Source organism: Arthrobacter sp. zg-Y1143 (assembly GCF_030125565.1).
Classification (GTDB): Bacteria; Actinomycetota; Actinomycetes; order Actinomycetales; family Micrococcaceae; genus Arthrobacter_B.
The window spans coordinates 158397-178232 of the sequence record NZ_JASKLW010000009.1 but is presented as its reverse complement, the minus strand read 5'-3'; the positions used below and the strand labels follow the sequence as shown (position 1 = coordinate 178232).

The window sequence follows — 19836 nt, the reverse complement described above, 5'->3', positions numbered from 1 at the left end:
CCCATGCACCGCCGGAGACTTCGGACTCCTGCCGACAGAACATCGCGCCGATTGTTGAACAATCCGACGTGACGGGGCACACTATAGGAACACCATTGCATCACCCGAGCGCGGAGGCAGAACCATGACGGTCATTGATCTGAACAGCGACGTGGGCGAGTCCTTCGGCAACTGGACCATGGGCGACGACGCCGCCGTCTTCGAATCCGTCTCCAGCGCCAACGTGGCCTGCGGCTTCCACGCCGGGGATCCGTCCACCATTGCGCAGACCTGCCGCGACGCGGTGGCCGCCGGCGTCACCATCGGCGCGCACCCCGCGTACCGTGATCTGGCCGGGTTCGGCCGGCGCTTCCTGGACTGCTCCTACACGGAGCTGTTCGATGACGTGCTCTACCAGCTCGGTGCCCTGCAGGCCATGGCCCGGGCGGCCGGCTCGGAAATCCGCTACGTCAAGCCGCACGGCGCGCTGTACAACACCATCGTGCGCCACGAGGTGCACGCCCGCGCCGTCATCGATGCCGTCCGCACCTTCGACAAAAACCTGCCCGTCCTGCTTCTGCCCGGAGCGGTTGCCCTGGACATCGCTGCCGACGCCGGGCTGCGCGGCGTCACCGAAGCCTTCGCCGACCGCAACTACAACCCCGACGGCACTCTCGTCTCGCGCCGCGAACCCAACGCGGTGATCCACGACGCCGACACTGTCACCGCCAACATGGTCCGCCTGGCCACCCAGGGCACCATCACTGCCGTCGACGGCACCGAGATCCCGATGTCCGCCGAATCGATCTGCGTGCACGGCGACACCCCCGGCGCCGTAGCCATGGCCCGGGCCGTCCGCGCCGGACTCGAAGAGGCCGGCGTCACCATCCAGAGCTTCGTATGAGTTCCCCCGTGGAGACGGACGCGGGAGGGCACATCCGCGGCATCCGTCCCGCCGGGACGAGGGCGCTGCTGGTCGAGCTTGGTTCGCTGGCCGACGTCGTCGCCCTCCACGCACAGCTGCAGTCCCGTCCGCTGCCCGGACAGGTGGACGCGCTGGCCGCTGCCGGGACCGTGCTGGTCCGGTTCGCCGGCCGCCGCGAAACGGTCGCCGCTGCCGCACTGCTGGAGAACCTGGACTTCTCCCACGCCGAGCTGCCGGACGCCCGCACGGTCACCATCGAAACGGTGTACGACGGCGAGGACCTGGCCGAGGTGGCCCAGCTCACCGGCCTCTCCGAAGCGGCTGTGGTCAACGCCCATACCGGCACAGCGTGGACCGGCGGGTTCGGCGGCTTCGCCCCCGGCTTCACCTATCTGGTGGGCGGCGACCCTGCCCTGAACGTCCCCCGCCGCACTTCCCCCCGCAAAGCCGTCCCCGCGGGCTCAGTGGCCCTGGCCGGGGACTATTCAGCCATCTACCCCCGCACTTCTCCCGGCGGCTGGCAACTTATCGGCCATACCAACGCCCTTTTATGGGACCTCTCCCGCCCAAACCCTGCTCTCATCCGCCCTGGCGATTCAGTAATCTTCCATCCCGTCCGTGAATTGGTTACCACCACTTCAAGTTCTCAGGCCGAGGCTCCGAGCACGGGCACCGAAGACCCGGCGTCTCCCGCGAGCGAGGGAACGAACGAGGGGCTGGGACACCTCGTGAGTCCCGCATCGCCGACCGAGGAACGAGGGAGGTGTCTAAGGGACGATGAGGTGTCCCCGCCCACCCAAGGCGACCAAACGACGCTCGAGGTGCGCACCCCAGGCCTCCAGTCCCTGATCCAGGATCTCGGCCGCCCCGGTTATGCGGACCTTGGCGTCTCCATAGCCGGTGCCGCGGATACCCGTTCCGCCCGTCAGGCGAACCGGCTGGTCGGCAATCCGGCCGACGCTGCCGTGATCGAGAACCTTCTCGGCGGGCTGGAGCTGACATCCCGCGGGGACACCGTCCTGGCCCTGTCCGGCGCGGAGATTCCCGCCGCCGTCGTTTCCCCCGGCGGCGAGCGGGACCGGCCCGCACCGCTGGACACCCCCTTTGCCCTACTGGACGGCGAAACGCTGACCCTCGGCACCCCGTTCCGCGGCGTCCGCTCCTACGTTGCCGTCCGCGGCGGCGTGGCCGTGGACCCGGTCCTGGGCAGCCGCAGCACAGACACGATGAGTGGCATCGGCCCGGCACCGCTCGAGGCCGGCACCCTCCTGCCCGTCGGCGCGGTCTCCGACTCAGCCCCGGTGGGCACCGCCGAACCCTCTCCCCTGCCGGAGGGCAGCACGCCCGGCAGCCTGGGCGACGGCGGCACCCCCACCCTGCTGCGGGTCACGGCCGGCCCCCGGCAGGACTGGTTCGGCCCCGACGCCGCCACTGCCCTGACCGCACACACCTGGCTGGCCACCAACGAGTCCAACCGGATCGGTGTGCGGCTGGCCGCCGACCCGCAGGACCCGGACGCCGCCCCGCTGGAACGCATCCGGGACGGGGAACTGCCCAGCGAAGGCGTGGTGGCGGGCTCGCTGCAGGTCCCGCCGTCGGGCCTGCCCGTCCTGTTCCTGGCCGACCATCCCGTCACCGGCGGCTACCCGGTGATCGCCGTCGTCGTGCCGCAGGATCTGCCCGTGGCCGCCCAGCTGCCGCCCGGGCACCCGGTGCGCTTTGTTTTCTCGAACCCCGACACCCTGGCCCCGCTGTCCGCAGAGGAAACCGCCGGGCTGTTCACGGAAGGAACCCCATGAAGAAGGTCCTCATAGCCAACCGCGGCGAGATTGCCGTGCGGGTGGCCCGCGCCTGCTCCGACGCCGGCATCAGCTCCGCCGCCGTGTACTCGGACCCCGACGCCGACGCCCTGCACGTCCGCATCGCGGACGAGGCCTACCCGCTGCACGGCTCCGCCAGCACGGACACCTACCTGAACATCCCCAAACTGATCGACGCCGCCCGGCGGGCCGGCGCGGATGCCGTGCACCCCGGCTACGGGTTCCTGTCCGAGAACGCGGACTTCGCGCAGGCGGTGCTCGACGCCGGGCTGACCTGGATCGGTCCCTCCCCGCAGGCCATCCGCGACCTGGGCAACAAGGTCACTGCCCGCGAGATCGCCGTCCGCGCCGGTGCCCCGCTGGTGCCCGGAACGCAGGGCCCGGCCCAAAGTGCCGAAGAGGTCCGTGCCTTCGCCGAGGAACACGGGCTGCCGGTGGCCATCAAGGCGGCGTTCGGCGGCGGCGGCCGCGGCATGAAGATTGCCCGTCGGCTCGAAGATGTGGAGGACGCGTTCGAATCGGCGGTCCGCGAAGCAGTGTCCGCCTTCGGCCGCGGTGAATGCTTCGCCGAACGGTTCCTGGATAAGCCCCGGCACGTGGAGGCCCAGGTGCTGGCTGATACGCACGGCAACGTCGTCGTCGTCGGCACCCGGGACTGCTCGCTGCAGCGCCGCAACCAGAAACTCGTCGAGGAAGCCCCCGCCCCGTTCCTCACCGAAGAGCAGCGGGCCACCATCCATGCCTCCGCCAAAGCCATCTGCCGCGAAGCCGGCTACACCGGTGCCGGCACCGTGGAATACCTCGTCTCCCCGGACGGGCTGATCAGCTTCCTGGAAGTGAACACCCGGCTGCAGGTGGAGCACCCCGTCACCGAGGAAACCGCCGGCGTCGACCTGGTCCGCGAGCAGTTCCGCATTGCCGACGGGCTGCCGCTGTCCAACACCACCGACCCGGCGCCGCACGGGCACGCGTTCGAATTCCGGCTCAACGCCGAGGATCCAGCCCGCGGGTTCCTGCCCGGCCCCGGCCCGGTGGAAGCCTTCGAACCGCCCACGGGTCCGGGCATCCGGATGGATTCCGGCGTCCGGACCGGGTCCGTGGTGCCCGCCGAGTATGACTCGCTGATGGCCAAGCTGATTGTGTGGGGCGAGGACAGGCCGCAGGCGCTGCGCCGGGCCCGAGCGGCCCTGGATGAGCTGGTGATCCGCGGGGTGCCTACCGTGGTGCCGTTCCACCGGGCCGTGGTCCGCTCCGAGGCCTTCACCCGGGAGGACGCCCTGGGTGTGTACACCACGTGGATCGAGTCCGAATTCGCCGAACCGCTGGCCGCGTCCCCGGAAATCGCTGCGTCACTGCCCGGCGCCGAGCGGGAAACGCTGACCATCGACGTCGACGGCAAGGCGGTGGCCCTGGGCGTGCCGGCCGCGCTGCTGAACGCGCTGCGCGCCGGCGGCGGCACTGCTGCTGCGCCTGCCGGGTCCGGCGGTGCCGGCGCGGCGGCGGACGAGGCTGTGCTCGCCTCGCCGATGGCCGGGAACCTGGTGAAATGGGTGGCCGACGACGGCGCGCAGCTGGCCGAAGGCGATCCGGTCGCCGTGCTGGAGGCGATGAAGATGGAAACCACCGTCCGCGCCCACCGGTCCGGCACCTTCACGCGGGCTGCCACCGAACCGGGCGCCGCCGTCGGACGCGGCGATGCCCTGGGCGAGATCCGCCCCTAAAAGCTCCGGAGGATCGGCCGTCCCCCAGCGGCCGGTTCTCCGGGTTCCACCTCAGGCGGCGGCACCGCTGCCGTACGGCTAGATTAGGGAGATGCCTGTGAACCTGGGGGAAGCCACCGAGCGAGCCGACCACGCCAACACCACGGTGTGGGTGGCCGATGTGCTGCGCAGCAGCATTGCCGCCGGAGAACTGCTGCCCGGCACCAAGCTCTCCGAACAGCAGCTGGCCGCGTCGCTGCAGGTCTCCCGCAATACGCTGCGCGAGGCGTTCACCATGCTCAGCATTGAAGGCGCCGTCACCCGGTACCCCAACCGGGGCGTGTTTGTGGCCGCCCCCGGCGCGGACGCAGTGCGGGAAATCTACCGGGTCCGGCGGATGCTGGAACCCTCGGCCGTTCTCTGGGGTCCGGAACTGGACCTGGACCGGCTCGACGCCGTGATCGCCCGGGCCCGGGGCGCGAAGGAGCGCGGGGCGGTAGGCGAAATGGCGGCCGCCAACCAGGCCTTCCACCAGGCACTTGTTGCAATGTCAGGCAGCGAGCAGCTGCAGCAGGTCATGGGCCGGGTCCTGGCCGAAATGCGCTTGGTCTTCCACGCCATGAGCAGCCAGCCGGACTTCCACTCCACCTACGTGGAGCAGAACGCCCGGCTGGTGGAGCTGCTCCGCACGGGCAAACGCGCCAAGGCTGCCAAGGTGCTGCAGGCCTACCTGGATGCCGCCGAGGCGGAGCTGCTCGCACACATGCACCCGTAGGTCCTGGGCGCGACCTGACCCAAAATTGCCGATCTCTTCAGTGCTCATTGCTCAATTATTGAGAATCATTGTCCATAGTGAACCTCAATGAGGTCAGTCTGGCCTCATGTACATTACAGATGAGGAGCCCGATCATTTCGGAAACAAACAAGAGAATCGTCCAGCGGCGCTCTGATGGAGACTACGAAGTTATCATCCCCGGTGGCTCCCGTGCGTCTGCTGTCACCAATACCCAAAGTCAAGCGATAGATCGAGCCCGTTCGATTTTGGGCAACGACGGCGGAGGGGAGATGTTGATTCGTGGGCTAAACGGCCGTATCCGCCAGCAGGACACGATCAAGCCGGGCAACGACCCGAAGGCATCGAGGGGATAGCGAAATGGGAAAAAAGGGATTTCGTACCATTCCAGTTTCTATCCGCAAACAAATAACTTCACTTACAACTGACACTTTTCGAGTCGGAACAACCGCACGCCTCGAGCCTAAGAAGGTTGAGCAATGGTTGAGCCTGGATGGAGGTGTTGACCAAACTGGCCTTTACACTTTTCCACCCTCTATTGTACCGCCTGCAAACAATGGGCGATATTCATCTTGGAACCAGCATGGCCGTGAGGTCTCGGTTCGAACACGAGGAAAAACTCCAAAGGACTTCGGCTGGTGGGCACCAAGCTTCAATAGCCACTCTCACCACTGGATCAGTCAGACCAGAGATGTATGGCCCCGTGAGCTCCTATATGCACTGCAACTTCCCCTCCTAATTGAAGTTGATCGGAACCGAGATTCAAAGACTAGTAATGTCGTCTTCGCTGTAGACAGAGTGTTCGATCGGGCTGCTGGTTGGGACGACGACGATCTTATATTCGCCTTGTCGCTTCTTCAAGAAAACGTAGGTTCCGTTGGCATTGTTCCAACTAATCAGACACTAGTTGCTTGGCTTCAGCAGCAATACGTTGATTGGGAAATTTTGCCCGGGGGGACCTGGCAAGACGTAGCTACTGATCCAAACAGTTCAGCCGGACATGTGCGACACATCAGTCACTCGACACAAACGCGGCTTGCGGTACTCCAGAGCCATGGTCCGACTGCCCTTATCTTTGGGAAGGGCGCATCTAACTACATTGGTTACAAGTTTCGGGAAGATCTGGTCGTTTTCGAGAATGCCCAGTACGGAAATGCCTTGTACGTCATGTACGACCAGTGGCGAGAATGGTCGAAGCTAAGCCGCGTCGACCTTTTTCGTGCGGGAGGCGTCAAGAGATACACACGTATACCCCACCGAGAAGGGTGGGAAAGTCGCCTCGCCAATACGCTTCGTACGAACGGCTGGCCCCCGGACGAAGCGCCAGCGGAAACGGATTAGTTGACCGGTCTTCTGTCCCGCCTGCCCCTTCATGCGGGACAGAAGACGCCAATGCGCGTACCGTATCTCACCGATACCGAAGGGGAATCGCCGAACGATACTCACCGTAGTCCGGGTCGACTTGGGGCCCATGACTGGTGCGCCTCCGTCAATCGCCACGCCTCTGCTTTAAGGGCTAGGGCACCAGGTACGAGCTGTCCCGGGCGTCCGTGATGAGCATGTGGCCGGGTGCGTGGCCGATGGCCAGCGAGGGCCTGGATTCCATCACTGCGGCCTGCGGCGTGACGCCGCAGGCCCAAAAGACCGGAACGTAGCCTTCGGCAATCTCCACCGGATCCCCGAAGTCCGGCCGGCCCAGGTTCGCAATGCCGATCTCGGCCGGATTGCCCACATGTACCGGAGCGCCGTGCACCGCCGGGTAGCGGGAGGTGATCCGCACGGCGTCGGCAACCTGCGAAGCAGGCACGGGCCGCATCGAGACCACCAGCGGTCCGGCCATGCTGCCGGCCGGTTCGCAGCGGACCGAGGTGCGGTACATCGGCACGTTGGTGCCCTGGTCGATGTGAGCCACCCGGATCCCGCCCTCCTGCAGGGCCGCCTCGAAGGTGAAGCTGCAGCCGACAATGAAGGTCACCAGGTCATCACGCCAGTACCCGGTGATGTCGGTGGGTTCGGCAACTTTCACGCCGTTTTCGTACACCGTGTAGCGGGGGACGTCGGTGCGGATGTCGCCGCCGGCGAGCAGCGCGCCTGCGGTTTCACCGGCGTCGAGCACGCCCAGGATGGGGCAGGACTTCGGGTTGCGCTGGGCGAAGAGCAGGACGTCGAAGGCCTGCTCTTTGGGCACGATGAGCAGGTTGGCCTGGGCGTAGCCGGCGGACCAGCCCGCCGTCGGGGTGACCAGTCCGTTCCGGAACAGCGCCCGGGCTTCCGCCGGGGCGAGGGCGGCCGGGTGTACCGGCTCCGGAACCGTGGTTCGGTCCGGAACCGTGGTGCGATCCGGAACCGCATCGGTGATGTTATCCATGATCTGTTGTCCTTTCCGAAAGTCCGGCTCCGGTTACTGCCAGAGCTTGGCGAGGCCTGACAGGGAATTCCAGCCCAGGAACAGCGTCAGCGCCCAGGCCAGCACGCCGATGATCAGCAGCCACTTGGGGTAGACGTATCCCTGCAGCAGGTCACGGCGCCGCCATGCTGCCCACAGCAGGATGCCGAAGCCCAGCGGGAGGATCAACCCGTTGAACGCGCCGGCGAAGACCAGCAGGGTCTGCGGGGCCTGGCCCAGCAGGAGGTAGACGGCGGTGCAGAAGGCGATGAAGCCCACCGTAATCCAGCTGCGCGTGCGGTCCTTGGTTTCCGGCGTCGTCACGAAGGACACCGAGGTGTAGGCCGCGCCGATCACGGAGGTCAGGGCCGCGGCCCAGAAGACAATGCCGAACATCCGCAGCCCGATTTCCCCGGCGGCATGCCGGAAGGCGTCGGCGGCCAGGTTGTCGCCGGCCAGGGTGACTCCGCCGGCGACGACGCCCAGGATGGCCAGGAACAGCAGTGCGCGCATGATGCCGGTGACAATGATGCCCAGCAGCGAGACCTTGGTGATGTCCTTCACATAGCCGGGGCCGGTGGTGCCGGAGTCGAGCAGCCGGTGCGCGCCGGCGTAGGTGATGTACCCGCCCACGGTTCCGCCGATCAGGGTGGTGATGGTCAGGAAGTCCACCTGCGCGGGCAGCACGGTATTCTTTAGTGCCTCCCCCACCGGCGGTGCGGCGCTGACGGCTACGTAGAGCATCAGCAGGATCATCACCGCGCCCAGGGCCACAACAATCCGGTCCAGGGCGAGGCCTGCCTTTTTGGACAGGAAAATGAAAATGGCGACGGCGGCGGAAATGGCGCCGCCGATTTTGGTGTCCAGCCCCAGCATGGCGTTCAGGCCCAGGCCGGTACCGGCGATGTTGCCGATGTTGAACACCAGTCCGCCGATGAAGACGAGCCCGGCAAGGACCCAGCCGGCACCGGGAAGGACCTTGTTGCCCAGGGTCTGGGCGCGCAGGCCGGAAACCCCGATGATCCGCCAGACGTTCAGCTGGACGGCTATGTCCACCAGGATTGAAACGAGGATGGCGAAGGCAAAGGCCGCGCCGAGCTGGACGGTGAAGACCGTGGTCTGGGTTATGAATCCTGGTCCGATGGCACTGGTGGCCATCAGGAACATGGCACCGAGCAGTGCGGTGCGCTTGGCGTTGGGCCGGACCTTTGCCTTAGTGGCCGTGCTGTCCATGCTGGTTCCGATCGCTGGAAGGTGTGGGGTGGGCCACAAGGGCTTCCAGCAGTCTAAAGGTTGTTCAACAATCCGCAAGCGTTTTGTTGAACGATCCGGGGATTGTTAACACGGGGTTTACACGTCGGTTGCGCCTAGGCCCAAAGGTCGATCAGCCCCGCGAGCGAGTTCCAGCCCAGATACAGGGTCAGCAGCCAGGCCAGCACCCCGGCAATCAGCAGCCAGCGCGGGTACCGGTAGCCGGCAAGCAGATCGCTGCGCCGCCAAGCAGCCCACAGCAGGATGGCGACGCCCAGCGGCAGGATGAGCCCGTTGAAGGCCCCGGCAAACACCAGGAGCGTCTGCGGCGGTTGTCCGGCGAGCAGGTAGGCGGCCGTGCAGACAGCGATGAAGGCTACCGTGAGCAGGTTCCGTGTCCGGGTGCTGGTGGTGATCTTGGTGATGAAGGAAACCGAGGTATAGGACGCACCAATGACCGAGGTCAGCGCCGCGGCCCAGAACACGACGCCAAACAGCCGGATCCCGATCTCGCCGGCCGCCACCCGGAAGGCGTCCGCAGCGAGGTTGCTGCCGGTCAGCACTGCACCGCCGGCCACCACGCCCAGGACGGCAAGAAACAGCAGCACGCGCATCACGCCGGTGACGATCACGCCCAGCAGTGCGGCGCGGGTGATGGGGCCGATGTTCTCCAGCCCGGAGTTGCCCGAGTCCACCATGCGGTGCGCCCCGGCGTAGGTGATGTAACCGCCCACCGTGCCGCCGATCAGGGTCGTAATCGCCAGGAAGTCCACGGTGTCCGGCAGCACCGTGTTCTTCAGGGCGCTGCCCACCGGCGGTCCGGCGATGATGGCCACGTAAAGCATTAGTGCGATCATCACCGCGCCGAGGACCACCACCACCCGGTCCAGCGCCAGGCCAGCCCGTTTGGACAGGAAAATCAGGATGGCCAGCACGGCCGAGACCGCCGCTCCGATCCGGGGTTCCAGCCCCAGCATGGCGTTCAGGCCCAGCCCGGTCCCGGCCACGTTGCCGATGTTGAACACCAGTCCGCCGACAAACACCAGGACGGCCAGTACCCAGCCGGCCCCCGGCAGGACCTTGTTCCCCAGCACCTGGGCCCGCAGGCCGGAAATCCCGATGATTCGCCACACGTTCAGCTGGACGCAAATGTCCACCAGGATCGAGACCAGGATGGCGAAGGCGAACGCCGCACCCAGCTGGACCGTAAAGACCGTGGTCTGCGTGATGAAGCCCGGGCCGATGGCACTGGTGGCCATAAGGAACATGGCCCCCAGGATGGCGGCCCGCTTCGGGTTCGCCGGTTTCCGTTCCCGCTTACCCCCGGAGCGTGCCGACGCTCCGGCAGCCGGCGGATCGTTGGGGGCAACCTGCTCATCCATGGCCTGTCCGTTCCACGGGGGTGCATTTCCGCCGCCAGTGTACGGCGGCCGGTTGAAGGGCAGGAAGAGCTATTCCGCCCCGGGCGCCGCAGTGCCGGAATGTTCCACCCGTCCGTAGGTCGGCTCGCCCGCAAGGCCGCCCTTCCGGCCAGGAAGCAGCACCGGCCGGGGTACCTTGACCGCCGCCCGTTGCCGCCAGGCGGTATTCGCCGCCTCGCGGATGCCGGTCCGGACGGCGGGACCGTGTCCAGGCAGGAGCAGGCAGGCATCCAGTCTCGAAAGGATCGCGAGCGCACTGTCTGCCCGCGCGCCGTCGTGGTGGAACATGGGGTGAAGCAGCTGGGGACCGTTCCGGGCACTGATCGCGTGGCCGGTGACCAGTGCGTCGCCGGTGAGCACGGCCTTGGCCCGGGGCAGGTAAAAGGCGGCATGCCCGGGTGTGTGTCCCGGCGTCGGGACCGCGACCGGAGAGCCGGGCAGACCCGCCAGCAGCGCATCGTCCCAGGCCGCCGCCGACGGCACGGGGTGTCCTGCCGCTCCCCCGGACCGCAGCACGTGCACCGCCCAACGGAAAACCCGGGGCTGCCAGGCCCGCCGCACTATCTGCAGCGGAGTCACGGAGAATTTCTCCTCGCCGCGCAGGTGGTTTAGTTCGCCGGAACTGCAGAGCACCGGGGTGCCGTAGTGCTGGGCGAAATATGCTGCGGCGCCGGTGTGGTCAACGTGGGCGTGGGTGATGAGGACGGCGACGGCGTCGTCCGGCGCCAGGCCCGCTTCCCGGATGGAGGCCAGGACCAGCGGCAGGTCGCCGCGGTAGCCGCCGTCGACCAGGGTGAACCGCTTAGCCTCCCGCAGGATGATCCAGTTCGACGCCGGTCCCTGCACAAAGACGATCCCCGCCGCCGGTTCGGTGAGGGTGTACCCGGCTCGTTTCACGGTCCTTGTCCCTCCGGGCTCAGAGGGTTAGTGCGACCAGCAGCGACGTGCTGGCCCAGACGGCAAAGATCAGCAGGAACACCAACGCGCCGCTGCGCCCGGCACCGCCGCGGTGGAACCATAGAAATACAGCCCATCCGCCTATCAGGGTGATGAGCCAGCCGAAACTTGCCCAGAAACTCAGCGGCGTCAGGTGGGATTCCACTGTCAGGTCCGTGGCCACCAGATAAACGAAGAAAGCCGGCAAAGCGGTTGCAAGGTACAGCAGGTGCACCAGCACCATCACGATGGTCCCGACTATTCCAAGCGGGTTGTCCTGTACAGGCCGGGAGTCCACAGCGGCGGGGGCGTGCGGAGTGTCGGGAGTGTCCGGATTGCTGTACGGATACTGGTATTCCATGAGCCCGTCCCCTCCGATGGTTCCTGCGTGTGCCCATCCGGCACTGCCTGCGCGGCCCACACTACCCGCCGGCCCATATACTTCAACGTTTTTCGCCAAAGCTCTTGATTGCTGTCCGGCCCGCGCGTAGCTTCGTAATCAACCGCAAGGTTGAACAACCGGCACCTTGATTACCAGCACCACTACGGACACACAGAAGCTGACCGAACGCATGGACCCACTTGGCGATGACACCTCATCGGAGAACCTGGACCAGGCTTTCCTGGCCCTGGCGGACCCGGTCCGGCGGCACATCATTGCCCGGCTTTCCAAGGGGCCGGCAACGGTCAATGAACTGGCGGAACCCTTCGAGATCTCCAAGCAGGCGGTTTCGAAGCACATCCAGGTCCTCGAGCATGCCAAGCTCGTCACGCGTAGCCGTGACGCGCAGCGCCGGCCCGTCCACCTGAACCCCGCACGGTTGGAGGCGCTCACCGCCTGGATTAGCCAGTACCGGCTGGTCCGCGAGGAGCAGTTCCGCAGCCTTGATGCCGTGCTTCGCGCACAGGCCGCAGCGACAGGCGGCCCGCAGGCAAAGGATCCCCCATGACCAACGCACTGCAGCTCACCGTCCCCGACGGAGTTCCGTTCATCGATTTCAGCCGCGAAGTGGACTATCCCGTAGACCAGGTCTTCCGGGCCTATTCGGAGCCGGACCTGCTGGTCCAGTGGCTGGGACCGCGCGGAATGAAAATGGACATCAACCACTATGACTTCCGTACCGGCGGCTCCTACAGCTACATCCACACCGGCCCGGACGGGGTGCCCTACGAATTCCGGGGCATCTTCCACACCGTGCGGGAGAACGAAGCCGCCATCCAGACCTTCGAGTTCTCCGGCTATCCGGACATCACCAGCCTGGAATTCATGACGCTTGAGGCGCTCGACGGCGACCGGACCCGGATCACGGCGCATTCCGTCTATCCCTCCATGGAGGCGCGGGACGGGATGGCCGCTTCGGGCATGGAAGCCGGAGTTGCGGAAGGCTTTGACCGGATGGATGAGCTCCTGGCCCAGCTGCAGCCGGAGGCGCTGCAGGGACGGGGTGCATGATGAGCAACCCGTTGACGCTGAACGCGCCCGCCGGCGAGCCTGTTATGGACTTTTCCCGTGAGTTCGATTTCCCGGTAGGCACCGTCTTTAACGCCCATATCGATCCCGAGCTCTTTGCGCAGTGGATCGGGCCGAGAGACGTGGCCACGCGCATCGACCAGTTCGAAGCCCGTACCGGCGGCGCGTACCGTTTTGTGCACTCGAGGGGCGAGGACGAGTACGCCTTCCGCGGTGTCTTCCACACGGTGCGCCAGGACGAGTTTGTGCTGCAGACCTTCGAGTTTGAGAGCACTCCGGAGGTGGTGACGCTTGAGTACAGTACTTTCACGGCGCTGCCCGACGGCCGGTGCCGGCTCACCGGACGCTCGCTCTATCCGTCGGTGGAAGCCCGCGACGGCTTCCTGGGCAGCGGCATGGAAGAGGGCATGTCTGACGGTTATAACCAACTGGATGCCCTGCTCGCATCCGTCGGAACCGGAAGGCAGGCATAACCATGGACTGGACGCTGGAGTTGGTGGTTGTCCCGGTCAGTGACCAGGAACGGGCAATAGCGTTCTACCGCGACCAACTGGGCTTTAACCTGGACCACCAGACCTCAAACGACCAGATGAACTTCGCGCAGCTGACGCCGCCCGGCTCCGGCTGCTCGATCCTCGTGGGCGACGGTGCAGCCAGCCAGGGCATGGTGCCCGGGTCCCTTCGCGGCCTGCAACTGGTGGTCTCAGATGCGCAGGCGGCCCGCCAGGAACTGCTGGACCGCGGCGTCGACGCGAGCGAGGTCACGGTCTTCGACGAGCGCGACGGCGGGACCTTCTTCGGCTTCGCGGATCCGGACGGCAACGCCTGGACCGTGCAGGAAATGAAGGTCCGTGCGGGTTCCCCGCTAATTCCGCCCGAGGCACGCATCAGCTACGGCACCGGCACCTAAATTCGGAGACCGCGCACCGGCACGTCCGCCAGCCTCGAAAATGGACGTGCCGGCGGCGGGCGTACCATGGATAGGCCGACTATTCGGCTGATCCCCCCAATCTCCAAGGTGCGTTTTCTTTGAAGTCCTCCTTTACCCAGGCCTTGGCCCGCGGGCTGAATGTCCGGCACATCCGCTTCATGGCGCTTGGTTCGGCCATCGGCACCGGCCTGTTCTACGGTTCGGCGTCCGCCATCCAGTCGGCCGGCCCGGCCGTGCTGCTGGCCTACATGATCGGCGGTGCCGCTGTGTTCTTGGTCATGCGCGCCCTCGGCGAGATGGCCGTTAGGCATCCGGTGTCCGGCTCCTTCGGCCACTACGCCAGCCGCTACCTGGGCCCGTTCGCCGGGTTCATTACCGGGTGGACGTTCGCCTTTGAAATGGCCATTGTCGCCATTGCAGATGTGACCGCGTTCGGTATTTACATGGGCTTCTGGTTCGAGGACGTGCCGCGCTGGATCTGGATCCTCGCGGTGGTGCTGCTGATCGCGGCACTGAACCTGATGCGGGTGAAGGTCTTTGGGGAAACCGAGTTCTGGCTATCCATCGTCAAGGTGGCGGCCATCATCGCGATGATTGTGGGCGGCGCGGCCATTGTGGTGTTCGGCTGCGGCCTGCCCGACGGCGCGAACCCGGGCTTTGAGACCATGCTCGGCTCGGGCGGGTTCTTCGCGAACGGATTCTGGGGCCTGCTGGCATCCTTCTCCATTGTGATGTTCGCCTTCGGCGGCATTGAAACCATCGGCATCACCGCCGGCGAGGCGGATAACCCCAAGAAGGCCATCCCCGCCGCAGTGAACACCGTGCCGGTACGCATCCTGCTCTTCTATGTGTGCGCGCTGGGCATCCTGATGATGATCTTCCCCTGGCAGGACATCAACGGCGAAACCAGCCCGTTTGTGCAAATCTTCGACTCGCTGGGCATCCCGGCCGCCGCGCACATCCTTAACGCCGTGGTGATCACGGCAGCAATCTCAGCCATCAACTCCGACATCTTCGGTGCCGGCCGCGTCCTTTACGGGCTCGCTCAGGAGGGCCAGGCGCCGTCGTCGTTCGCCAAGATCTCCCGGAACGGCGTGCCGTGGATGACCGTGGCCACCATGGCCGTGGTGCTGCTGGCCGGTGTGGTGCTCAACGCACTGCTGCCCGAGTCCCTCTTCACCATCATTGCGTCGATCGCCACGTTCGCCACCGTGTGGGTGTGGCTGATGATCCTGCTCTCGCACATCGCGATGAAGCGGGACATCAAGCGCCGGAGCCTGCCCGCCTCGGAATTCGGGGTGCCGTTGTGGCCGGTTGCTTCCTACGCCGCACTGGCCTTTATGGCCTTCATTGTGGTGCTGCTGGGCATCATCCCGGAGACCCGGGTGGCCCTTATTGTGGGCGCCGCCTGGATTGTGCTCCTGTTCGCTGCCTACCGGCTGTGGGTGCGCGGCGACGGGCTCAAGCGCGCCGAACTCGCGGATGAGACCGGGGTGCCCACGTCCACCACCCAGACCGAGGGCGCATTCACGGACCGGGCGTAACCGGCTCCGGGTCCAGCCCTACCCCCAGTGGATGGCGGTGGCGATGGCCGACGCGAGCAGACCCGCCACGGCGAGAATCCCGCCGATCATCCGGTTGGGCAGGTCCAGCCAGGAGGGCCGGTTGGTCAGGAACGTGTAGAGCCCGGTGCACAGGGCGATCAGGCCCGCCGAACCCAGCAGGCCGGTAAAGCCGGTTGCCACGCCCTGGGCAATGATGAGCAGCAGCACGATCACGCCCACCACCACGATGGTCCAGCGGGAGCCGCCCGACGTCGTCGTTCGCTTTCCACCCGATGAGCTGCGTCCCGCGTAAGTCATGGCATCAATCCCTACCGGGGCCGCCGTCCCGCCCAGCACGGGAGCGGCGGTAGCCTCGTCGCCCAAAACCGTACTCCGGCTAACCCGGGAGAACTCTGGGTGTCCCGTGTGAATCCCGGCCAGTGCCCGCGGGCAACCGGACCGTGCGGAACAGCGCCAGCCGCAGCGGCCCGAGCCGGAGCGTGAAAACCGGCCAGTCGATCTTGGGCCGCATGATCCCTTCCTGCCCTGTTCCTTCCTGCGCTGTCCCCTCCTGTACCCGGGCCTGCCCCAGCTGTGCCCGTTCCCGGGCCGCCCGCCGGAAGCCGTGCCAGCGCTCCATTTCCCGGGTCCGCTGCCGGTGTTCGGCTAAGGCAAGTTCCACTTCCATGAGTCCCATGCCCGCCACGCTAGGCAACCGCGAAGGTCCTTTCCATGCCCTTGCGGACACCCCCGGTCCGGAATCAAAAGCCCTCCGGTACGGTGTCCGGAAGCGCCCGGAAACACGGACCGCCCGCGCGGCTTTATAGACTGAGAGGGTGCCTACTTCCGACGCCGCCGGCCGCTTCGCCCCCAGCCCCACCGGGGAACTGCACGTAGGCAACCTGCGCACAGCCCTGCTGGCCTGGCTGTTCGCGCGCAGCACCGGCCGCCGGTTCCTGTTGCGGATGGAGGACCTGGACCGGGTCCGCTCCGGTGCCGAAGCAGCGCAGCTGCGTGACCTCGCCGCCGTCGGCCTGGACTGGGACGGGGACATCATCCGGCAGTCCGAACGGCTGGAGTTGTACCTGGAGGCAATCGCGGAACTGCGGGCAGCCGGGCTGGTCTACGAGTGTTTCTGCACCCGCCGCGAAGTAGCCGAGGCCGCCTCCGCCCCGCACGCCCCGCCCGGCGCCTACCCCGGCACCTGCCGGAACCTCACCGAGGAACAACGCGCGGTACGACGGCGGGAGCGGCCCGCTGCGCTGCGCCTGCGCGCCCAGGTTCCCGAGTTCACCGTGACCGATGAGCTGCACGGCAGCTACACCTCGGCCGTGGATGACCTGGTGCTGCTGCGCAACGACGGTGTGCCCTCCTACAACCTTGCCGTGGTGCTCGATGATGCGCTGCAGGGCATCGATCAGGTGGTGCGCGGTGATGACCTGCTCAGCTCTGCGCCCCGGCAGGCGTACCTCGGCTCGTTGCTCGGCCTGCCCCCGGTGCGTTACGCCCATGTGCCGCTGGCCCTGAATACCGCCGGGCAGCGGCTGGCCAAGCGCGACGGCGCCGTGACCCTTCCCGATTTGGCCGCCGCCGGAATGAACGCGGACGCCGCCCGTGAACTGATCCTGGCCTCCCTGGGCCTGCCCGGAAACCTCCAGGCGGCGCTGGCGGAGTTCAACCCGGCGAGCCTGCCCAGGGAACCCTGGATCTTCACCGCCGGGCCCAACGCCGGACCCACCGCCCGGCTGAATCCCTAGCCGTCCCCCACCACCCAACCAGCAAGGAGCAGCACATGAGCATGTCCCACCCGGACCGCACGGACGGCTACGTGGACCTGCGCTCCTACGGGGCAATCGGCGACGGACGGACCGTGGCCCTGGTGGCCCTGGACGGTTCCATCGACTGGTACCCCACCCCGGATCTGGACTCCACACCCGCCTTCGCCCGCCTCCTGGACGCGGAAAACGGCGGGCAGATTGAGCTGCGCCCAGTCGCGGACTTCACCGTGGAGCGCGCCTACGTGGCGGGCACCAACGTCCTGGCCACCATCTTCACCACCGGCACCGGCAGCGTGCGGGTCACCGACTCACTGAACACCGGCGTGGCCGGCCGGCTGCCGTGGGGTGAGCTGGCGCGGCGGATCGAGGGACTCGACGGCGAAGTCCAAATGCGCTGGGCCGTCACCCCGGGCAGCAGCTTCAACACCGCCTCCCCCTGGGTGCAGCAGACGGTGCACGGCCCGGTGCTGCAGGTGCAGGGCACCACCATTGCCGTCCGCGGCCGGGACATCGGCACGGAAGAAACGTCCGAGCGGGACATCAGCGGCACCTTCACCGCCCGGGCCGGCTCACGCCACCTGCTGGCCGTGATTTCCACCCACGACGAACCCCTGCCGCTGCCGGACCCGGACACCATCGACGACGGCGTGGACCGCACCATCGCCAACTGGCAGGACTGGTCCAGGGAGTTCCAGTACGAGGGCCGCTGGAGCGACGCGGTGGAACGCAGTGCCCTTGCCCTCAAACTGCTGCTGCACAGCCCCACCGGCGCGATTGCCGCTGCTGCCACCACGTCCCTGCCGGAGAACGTGCACGGCGGCAAAAACTGGGACTACCGCTACGCCTGGGTGCGGGACACGGCCTACACCCTGCACGCCATGATCCGCTTCGGGCTGCGCGAGGAAGTACACGCGGCGGTGTCCGGGATGCTCAAAAGCGTGCGGGAACAGGGCTCGGATCTGAAGGTGTTTACCCGGCTCAACGGCAGCCGTGCCGAGGACGCCGAGGTGCTGGATATGCCCGGCTGGCGCGGCATTGGACCGGTGGTCAACGGGAACGATGCCGCCGCTCAGCTGCAGATGGGCGTTTTCGGGGACCTGTTCAACATTGTCCAGATGTACGTGGACGCCGGGCATGTGCTGGACACCGGCACCGGCCGTTACCTGGCGGACCTCGCGGACCTGGCCTGCGATGTGTGGCAGCGGCGTGATTCCGGGATGTGGGAGCTGGACGAGGAGCGGCATTACACCACCTCCAAGCTGGGCTGCTGGCACGCGCTGAGCTGCGCTTCGCATCTGGCGGACCTGGGCCAGATTCCGGGTAACCCGGAACGCTGGCGGGCCGAGATGGACCGGATCCGGGACTGGGTGGATGCCAACTGCTGGTCCGAGGAACGCGGCAGCTATGTCTGGTATCCCGGCACCGACCAGCTGGATGCCTCCATCTTGCTGCACGCCATCAGCGGTTTTGACCGGGGCGAGCGGATGTCCTCCACCCTGGATGCGCTGCGCGGTGAACTGGGCCGCGGTCCCCTGCTGTACCGGTTCAGCGGAGCCGAGAAAGAGGAGGGCACCTTTGTGGCCTGCGCCTTCTGGATGGCTGCGGCCCTGGACTGCGTCGGCCGCCGGGAGGAGGCCGCCGCCCTGATGGATGAACTGGTGCCGCTGGCCAATGATGTTGGCCTGTACACCGAGATGATCGCCGAAGAAGACTCCGCCTTCCTGGGCAACTTCCCCCAGGGCCTGTCCCATCTGGCCCTGATCACGGCCGCCCTGACGCTGGGCGAAGAAAGGGACTAGCGGAGGACCCCGCCCGGGCTTAGTGGGGCACCTTCCGTACAGCTGATGCGGCCGCCCCGGAGTCAGGACTCGCAGCCCACGCCGTCGCCGTCGCGGTCGAACTTCGGGTCCCAGCCGGCGTCGCCCACCCGGATGGGTGCCGCGCCGGCGGCCCGGACCGCTGCGCAGTTGGCGTACCCGGTGCCGGGCCCTGCCGCCGGGGCCGCCGGAGCAGCGGGTGCCGGAGGGGCGGGGGGAGCTGCGGCCTCGTCTGCGGCCGGACCAGCTGCCCCAGCTCCGGTGGACACCGCAGCAGTGCCGGCCCGCACCGGCACCGGCTCCTCCGGGCAGCTGGACAGGACAGTGGCGATGGCATCGTGCTCGGCCTGGGTCATCCACAGCCGGTATTCGGCTTTGACCGCAGTCTGGCGGGCCACGTATTCGCAGCGGAAGGCGTTGTTGGCGGGCAGCCAGGTGGCGGCGTCGCCGTCGGACTTGGCGCCGTTGGCCGGGCCGTCTGCCGCCATCAGGTTCAGCGGATCATTGGCCAGCATCCGGCGCTCCTCGGCGGAAAGCTGCTGGGCACCCTTCTGCCAGGCATCGGACAACGCCACCACATGGTCAATCTGCACCGCGGTGCTGGTGGTGTTGCCGCGGACAAAGCTGATGGTGGTGCCGGTGTACGGATCCTGGAACGTGCCCGAGGCGACCACGCATTCCTGCGTACCGTCCTTGTAAACCACGTCCACCAGGTCGCGGGCAAGGATGTCGTTGCGGGTATCGCAGCCGTTGTGGTCCACGTCTGCCCAGGCCGGGCCGAACTGCTCGCGGTCATACCCGGTCTTCGGGGCGCGGCCCTTGATGGGGATTCCGGCGAGCTGTTCCAGCGCTGTTCCGGCGGCAACCACGGAATCGGATGCGGCAGGCGGCGCGGCGGGCTCCGCAGGGGCCGGGACGCCGGAAGCGGTGTCAGTGGCCGTGGCAGTTGCTGCCGAAGGCGAGGCACCCGGACCGGCATCAGCGGCTGGGGTGCAGCCGGCAGCGCCGAGCAGGACCGCGGGCAGGGCAAGAAGGGACAGGACTTTGGTGCGTAGTGAAGTCATCGCCCTCCATTATCGGCGCC

At 66.9% G+C, this 19836-nt stretch carries 20 protein-coding genes; 12 read left to right on the top strand and 8 right to left on the bottom strand.

Going from position 1 to position 19836, the window contains the following annotated elements; all coding sequences use genetic code 11:
• The first annotated feature begins 124 nt into the window (after nucleotides 1-124).
• The 5 genes from QNN98_RS11440 (at nucleotide 125) to QNN98_RS16540 (ending at nucleotide 5573) form a co-directional block, all read left to right on the top strand.
• Nucleotides 125-883, top strand: a complete 759-nt coding sequence (locus QNN98_RS11440) for a LamB/YcsF family protein (RefSeq protein ID WP_283997208.1) — start codon at nucleotides 125-127, stop codon at nucleotides 881-883.
• The gene (locus QNN98_RS11435) at nucleotides 880-2703 is read left to right on the top strand and encodes a 5-oxoprolinase subunit B/C family protein (RefSeq protein ID WP_283997206.1); all 1824 of its coding nucleotides are present in this window, start codon (nucleotides 880-882) and stop codon (nucleotides 2701-2703) included. The genes QNN98_RS11440 and QNN98_RS11435 overlap by 4 nt, the downstream gene beginning before the upstream one ends.
• Nucleotides 2700-4445, top strand: a complete 1746-nt coding sequence (locus QNN98_RS11430) for an acetyl/propionyl/methylcrotonyl-CoA carboxylase subunit alpha (protein ID WP_283997204.1) — start codon at nucleotides 2700-2702, stop codon at nucleotides 4443-4445. The genes QNN98_RS11435 and QNN98_RS11430 overlap by 4 nt, the downstream gene beginning before the upstream one ends.
• 91 nt (nucleotides 4446-4536) lie before the next feature.
• A complete protein-coding gene (locus QNN98_RS11425) occupies nucleotides 4537-5199 on the top strand; it encodes a GntR family transcriptional regulator (RefSeq protein WP_283997202.1) in 663 nt (220 codons plus the stop codon).
• Nucleotides 5200-5318: 119 nt separating this feature from the next.
• Complete coding sequence (locus tag QNN98_RS16540) at nucleotides 5319-5573, top strand: DUF2188 domain-containing protein (RefSeq protein ID WP_502864725.1); 255 nt, start codon at nucleotides 5319-5321, stop codon at nucleotides 5571-5573.
• Nucleotides 5574-6733: 1160 nt separating this feature from the next.
• Here the strand turns inward: QNN98_RS16540 and QNN98_RS11420 are convergent.
• From QNN98_RS11420 to QNN98_RS11400, 5 genes are all read right to left on the bottom strand, one after another.
• Entirely contained in the window at nucleotides 6734-7585 is an 852-nt protein-coding gene (locus tag QNN98_RS11420; protein ID WP_283997200.1) for a putative hydro-lyase, read from the bottom strand.
• A 33-nt stretch (nucleotides 7586-7618) separates the two neighbouring features.
• Nucleotides 7619-8836, bottom strand: a complete 1218-nt coding sequence (locus tag QNN98_RS11415; RefSeq protein WP_283997198.1) for an NRAMP family divalent metal transporter — start codon at nucleotides 8834-8836, stop codon at nucleotides 7619-7621.
• A 134-nt stretch (nucleotides 8837-8970) separates the two neighbouring features.
• Nucleotides 8971-10236, bottom strand: a complete 1266-nt coding sequence (locus QNN98_RS11410; protein ID WP_283997196.1) for an NRAMP family divalent metal transporter — start codon at nucleotides 10234-10236, stop codon at nucleotides 8971-8973.
• Between the two features lie 69 nt (nucleotides 10237-10305).
• Nucleotides 10306-11172, bottom strand: a complete 867-nt coding sequence (locus tag QNN98_RS11405; protein WP_283997194.1) for an MBL fold metallo-hydrolase — start codon at nucleotides 11170-11172, stop codon at nucleotides 10306-10308.
• A 19-nt stretch (nucleotides 11173-11191) separates the two neighbouring features.
• Nucleotides 11192-11572 (bottom strand): hypothetical protein, encoded by a 381-nt coding sequence (locus QNN98_RS11400; protein ID WP_283997192.1) that lies wholly within the window; start codon nucleotides 11570-11572, stop codon nucleotides 11192-11194.
• Between the two features lie 211 nt (nucleotides 11573-11783).
• On the opposite strand from QNN98_RS11400, the gene QNN98_RS11395 reads away from it, so the two are divergent.
• The 5 genes from QNN98_RS11395 to QNN98_RS11375 all read left to right on the top strand — a co-directional run bounded on the left by QNN98_RS11395 (nucleotide 11784) and on the right by QNN98_RS11375 (nucleotide 15157).
• Nucleotides 11784-12161 (top strand): ArsR/SmtB family transcription factor, encoded by a 378-nt coding sequence (locus QNN98_RS11395; RefSeq protein ID WP_283997471.1) that lies wholly within the window; start codon nucleotides 11784-11786, stop codon nucleotides 12159-12161.
• Nucleotides 12158-12664 carry an SRPBCC family protein gene (locus QNN98_RS11390; RefSeq protein ID WP_227913443.1) on the top strand — a complete coding sequence of 169 codons (507 nt, stop codon included), beginning with the start codon at nucleotides 12158-12160 and terminating at the stop codon, nucleotides 12662-12664. The genes QNN98_RS11395 and QNN98_RS11390 overlap by 4 nt, the downstream gene beginning before the upstream one ends.
• A complete protein-coding gene (locus QNN98_RS11385; RefSeq protein WP_349643222.1) occupies nucleotides 12661-13155 on the top strand; it encodes an SRPBCC family protein in 495 nt (164 codons plus the stop codon). Before QNN98_RS11390 ends, QNN98_RS11385 begins: the two co-directional genes overlap by 4 nt.
• A gap of 2 nt (nucleotides 13156-13157) precedes the next feature.
• Complete coding sequence (locus QNN98_RS11380; RefSeq protein WP_283997190.1) at nucleotides 13158-13592, top strand: VOC family protein; 435 nt, start codon at nucleotides 13158-13160, stop codon at nucleotides 13590-13592.
• Nucleotides 13593-13771: 179 nt separating this feature from the next.
• Nucleotides 13772-15157, top strand: coding sequence for an amino acid permease (locus QNN98_RS11375; RefSeq protein ID WP_283997468.1), 1386 nt, complete (start codon nucleotides 13772-13774; stop codon nucleotides 15155-15157).
• 18 nt (nucleotides 15158-15175) lie between these two features.
• Here QNN98_RS11375 and QNN98_RS11370 read toward each other — a convergent pair whose 3' ends face one another.
• On the bottom strand, nucleotides 15176-15541 hold the full coding sequence (locus QNN98_RS11370; RefSeq protein ID WP_227926753.1) for a hypothetical protein: 366 nt from the start codon (nucleotides 15539-15541) through the stop codon (nucleotides 15176-15178).
• Between the two features lie 13 nt (nucleotides 15542-15554).
• On the bottom strand, nucleotides 15555-15854 hold the full coding sequence (locus tag QNN98_RS11365) for a hypothetical protein (RefSeq protein ID WP_227926752.1): 300 nt from the start codon (nucleotides 15852-15854) through the stop codon (nucleotides 15555-15557).
• 139 nt (nucleotides 15855-15993) lie between these two features.
• Between QNN98_RS11365 and gluQRS the strand changes: the two genes are divergently transcribed.
• On the top strand, nucleotides 15994-16914 hold the full coding sequence (gene gluQRS, locus QNN98_RS11360; protein WP_227926751.1) for a tRNA glutamyl-Q(34) synthetase GluQRS: 921 nt from the start codon (nucleotides 15994-15996) through the stop codon (nucleotides 16912-16914).
• Nucleotides 16915-16949: 35 nt separating this feature from the next.
• Complete coding sequence (locus QNN98_RS11355) at nucleotides 16950-18734, top strand: glycoside hydrolase family 15 protein (protein WP_283997187.1); 1785 nt, start codon at nucleotides 16950-16952, stop codon at nucleotides 18732-18734.
• A gap of 62 nt (nucleotides 18735-18796) precedes the next feature.
• Here the strand turns inward: QNN98_RS11355 and QNN98_RS11350 are convergent, their stop codons facing one another.
• Nucleotides 18797-19816 carry a GmrSD restriction endonuclease domain-containing protein gene (locus tag QNN98_RS11350; protein WP_283997185.1) on the bottom strand — a complete coding sequence of 340 codons (1020 nt, stop codon included), beginning with the start codon at nucleotides 19814-19816 and terminating at the stop codon, nucleotides 18797-18799.
• Nucleotides 19817-19836 lie beyond the last annotated feature (20 nt).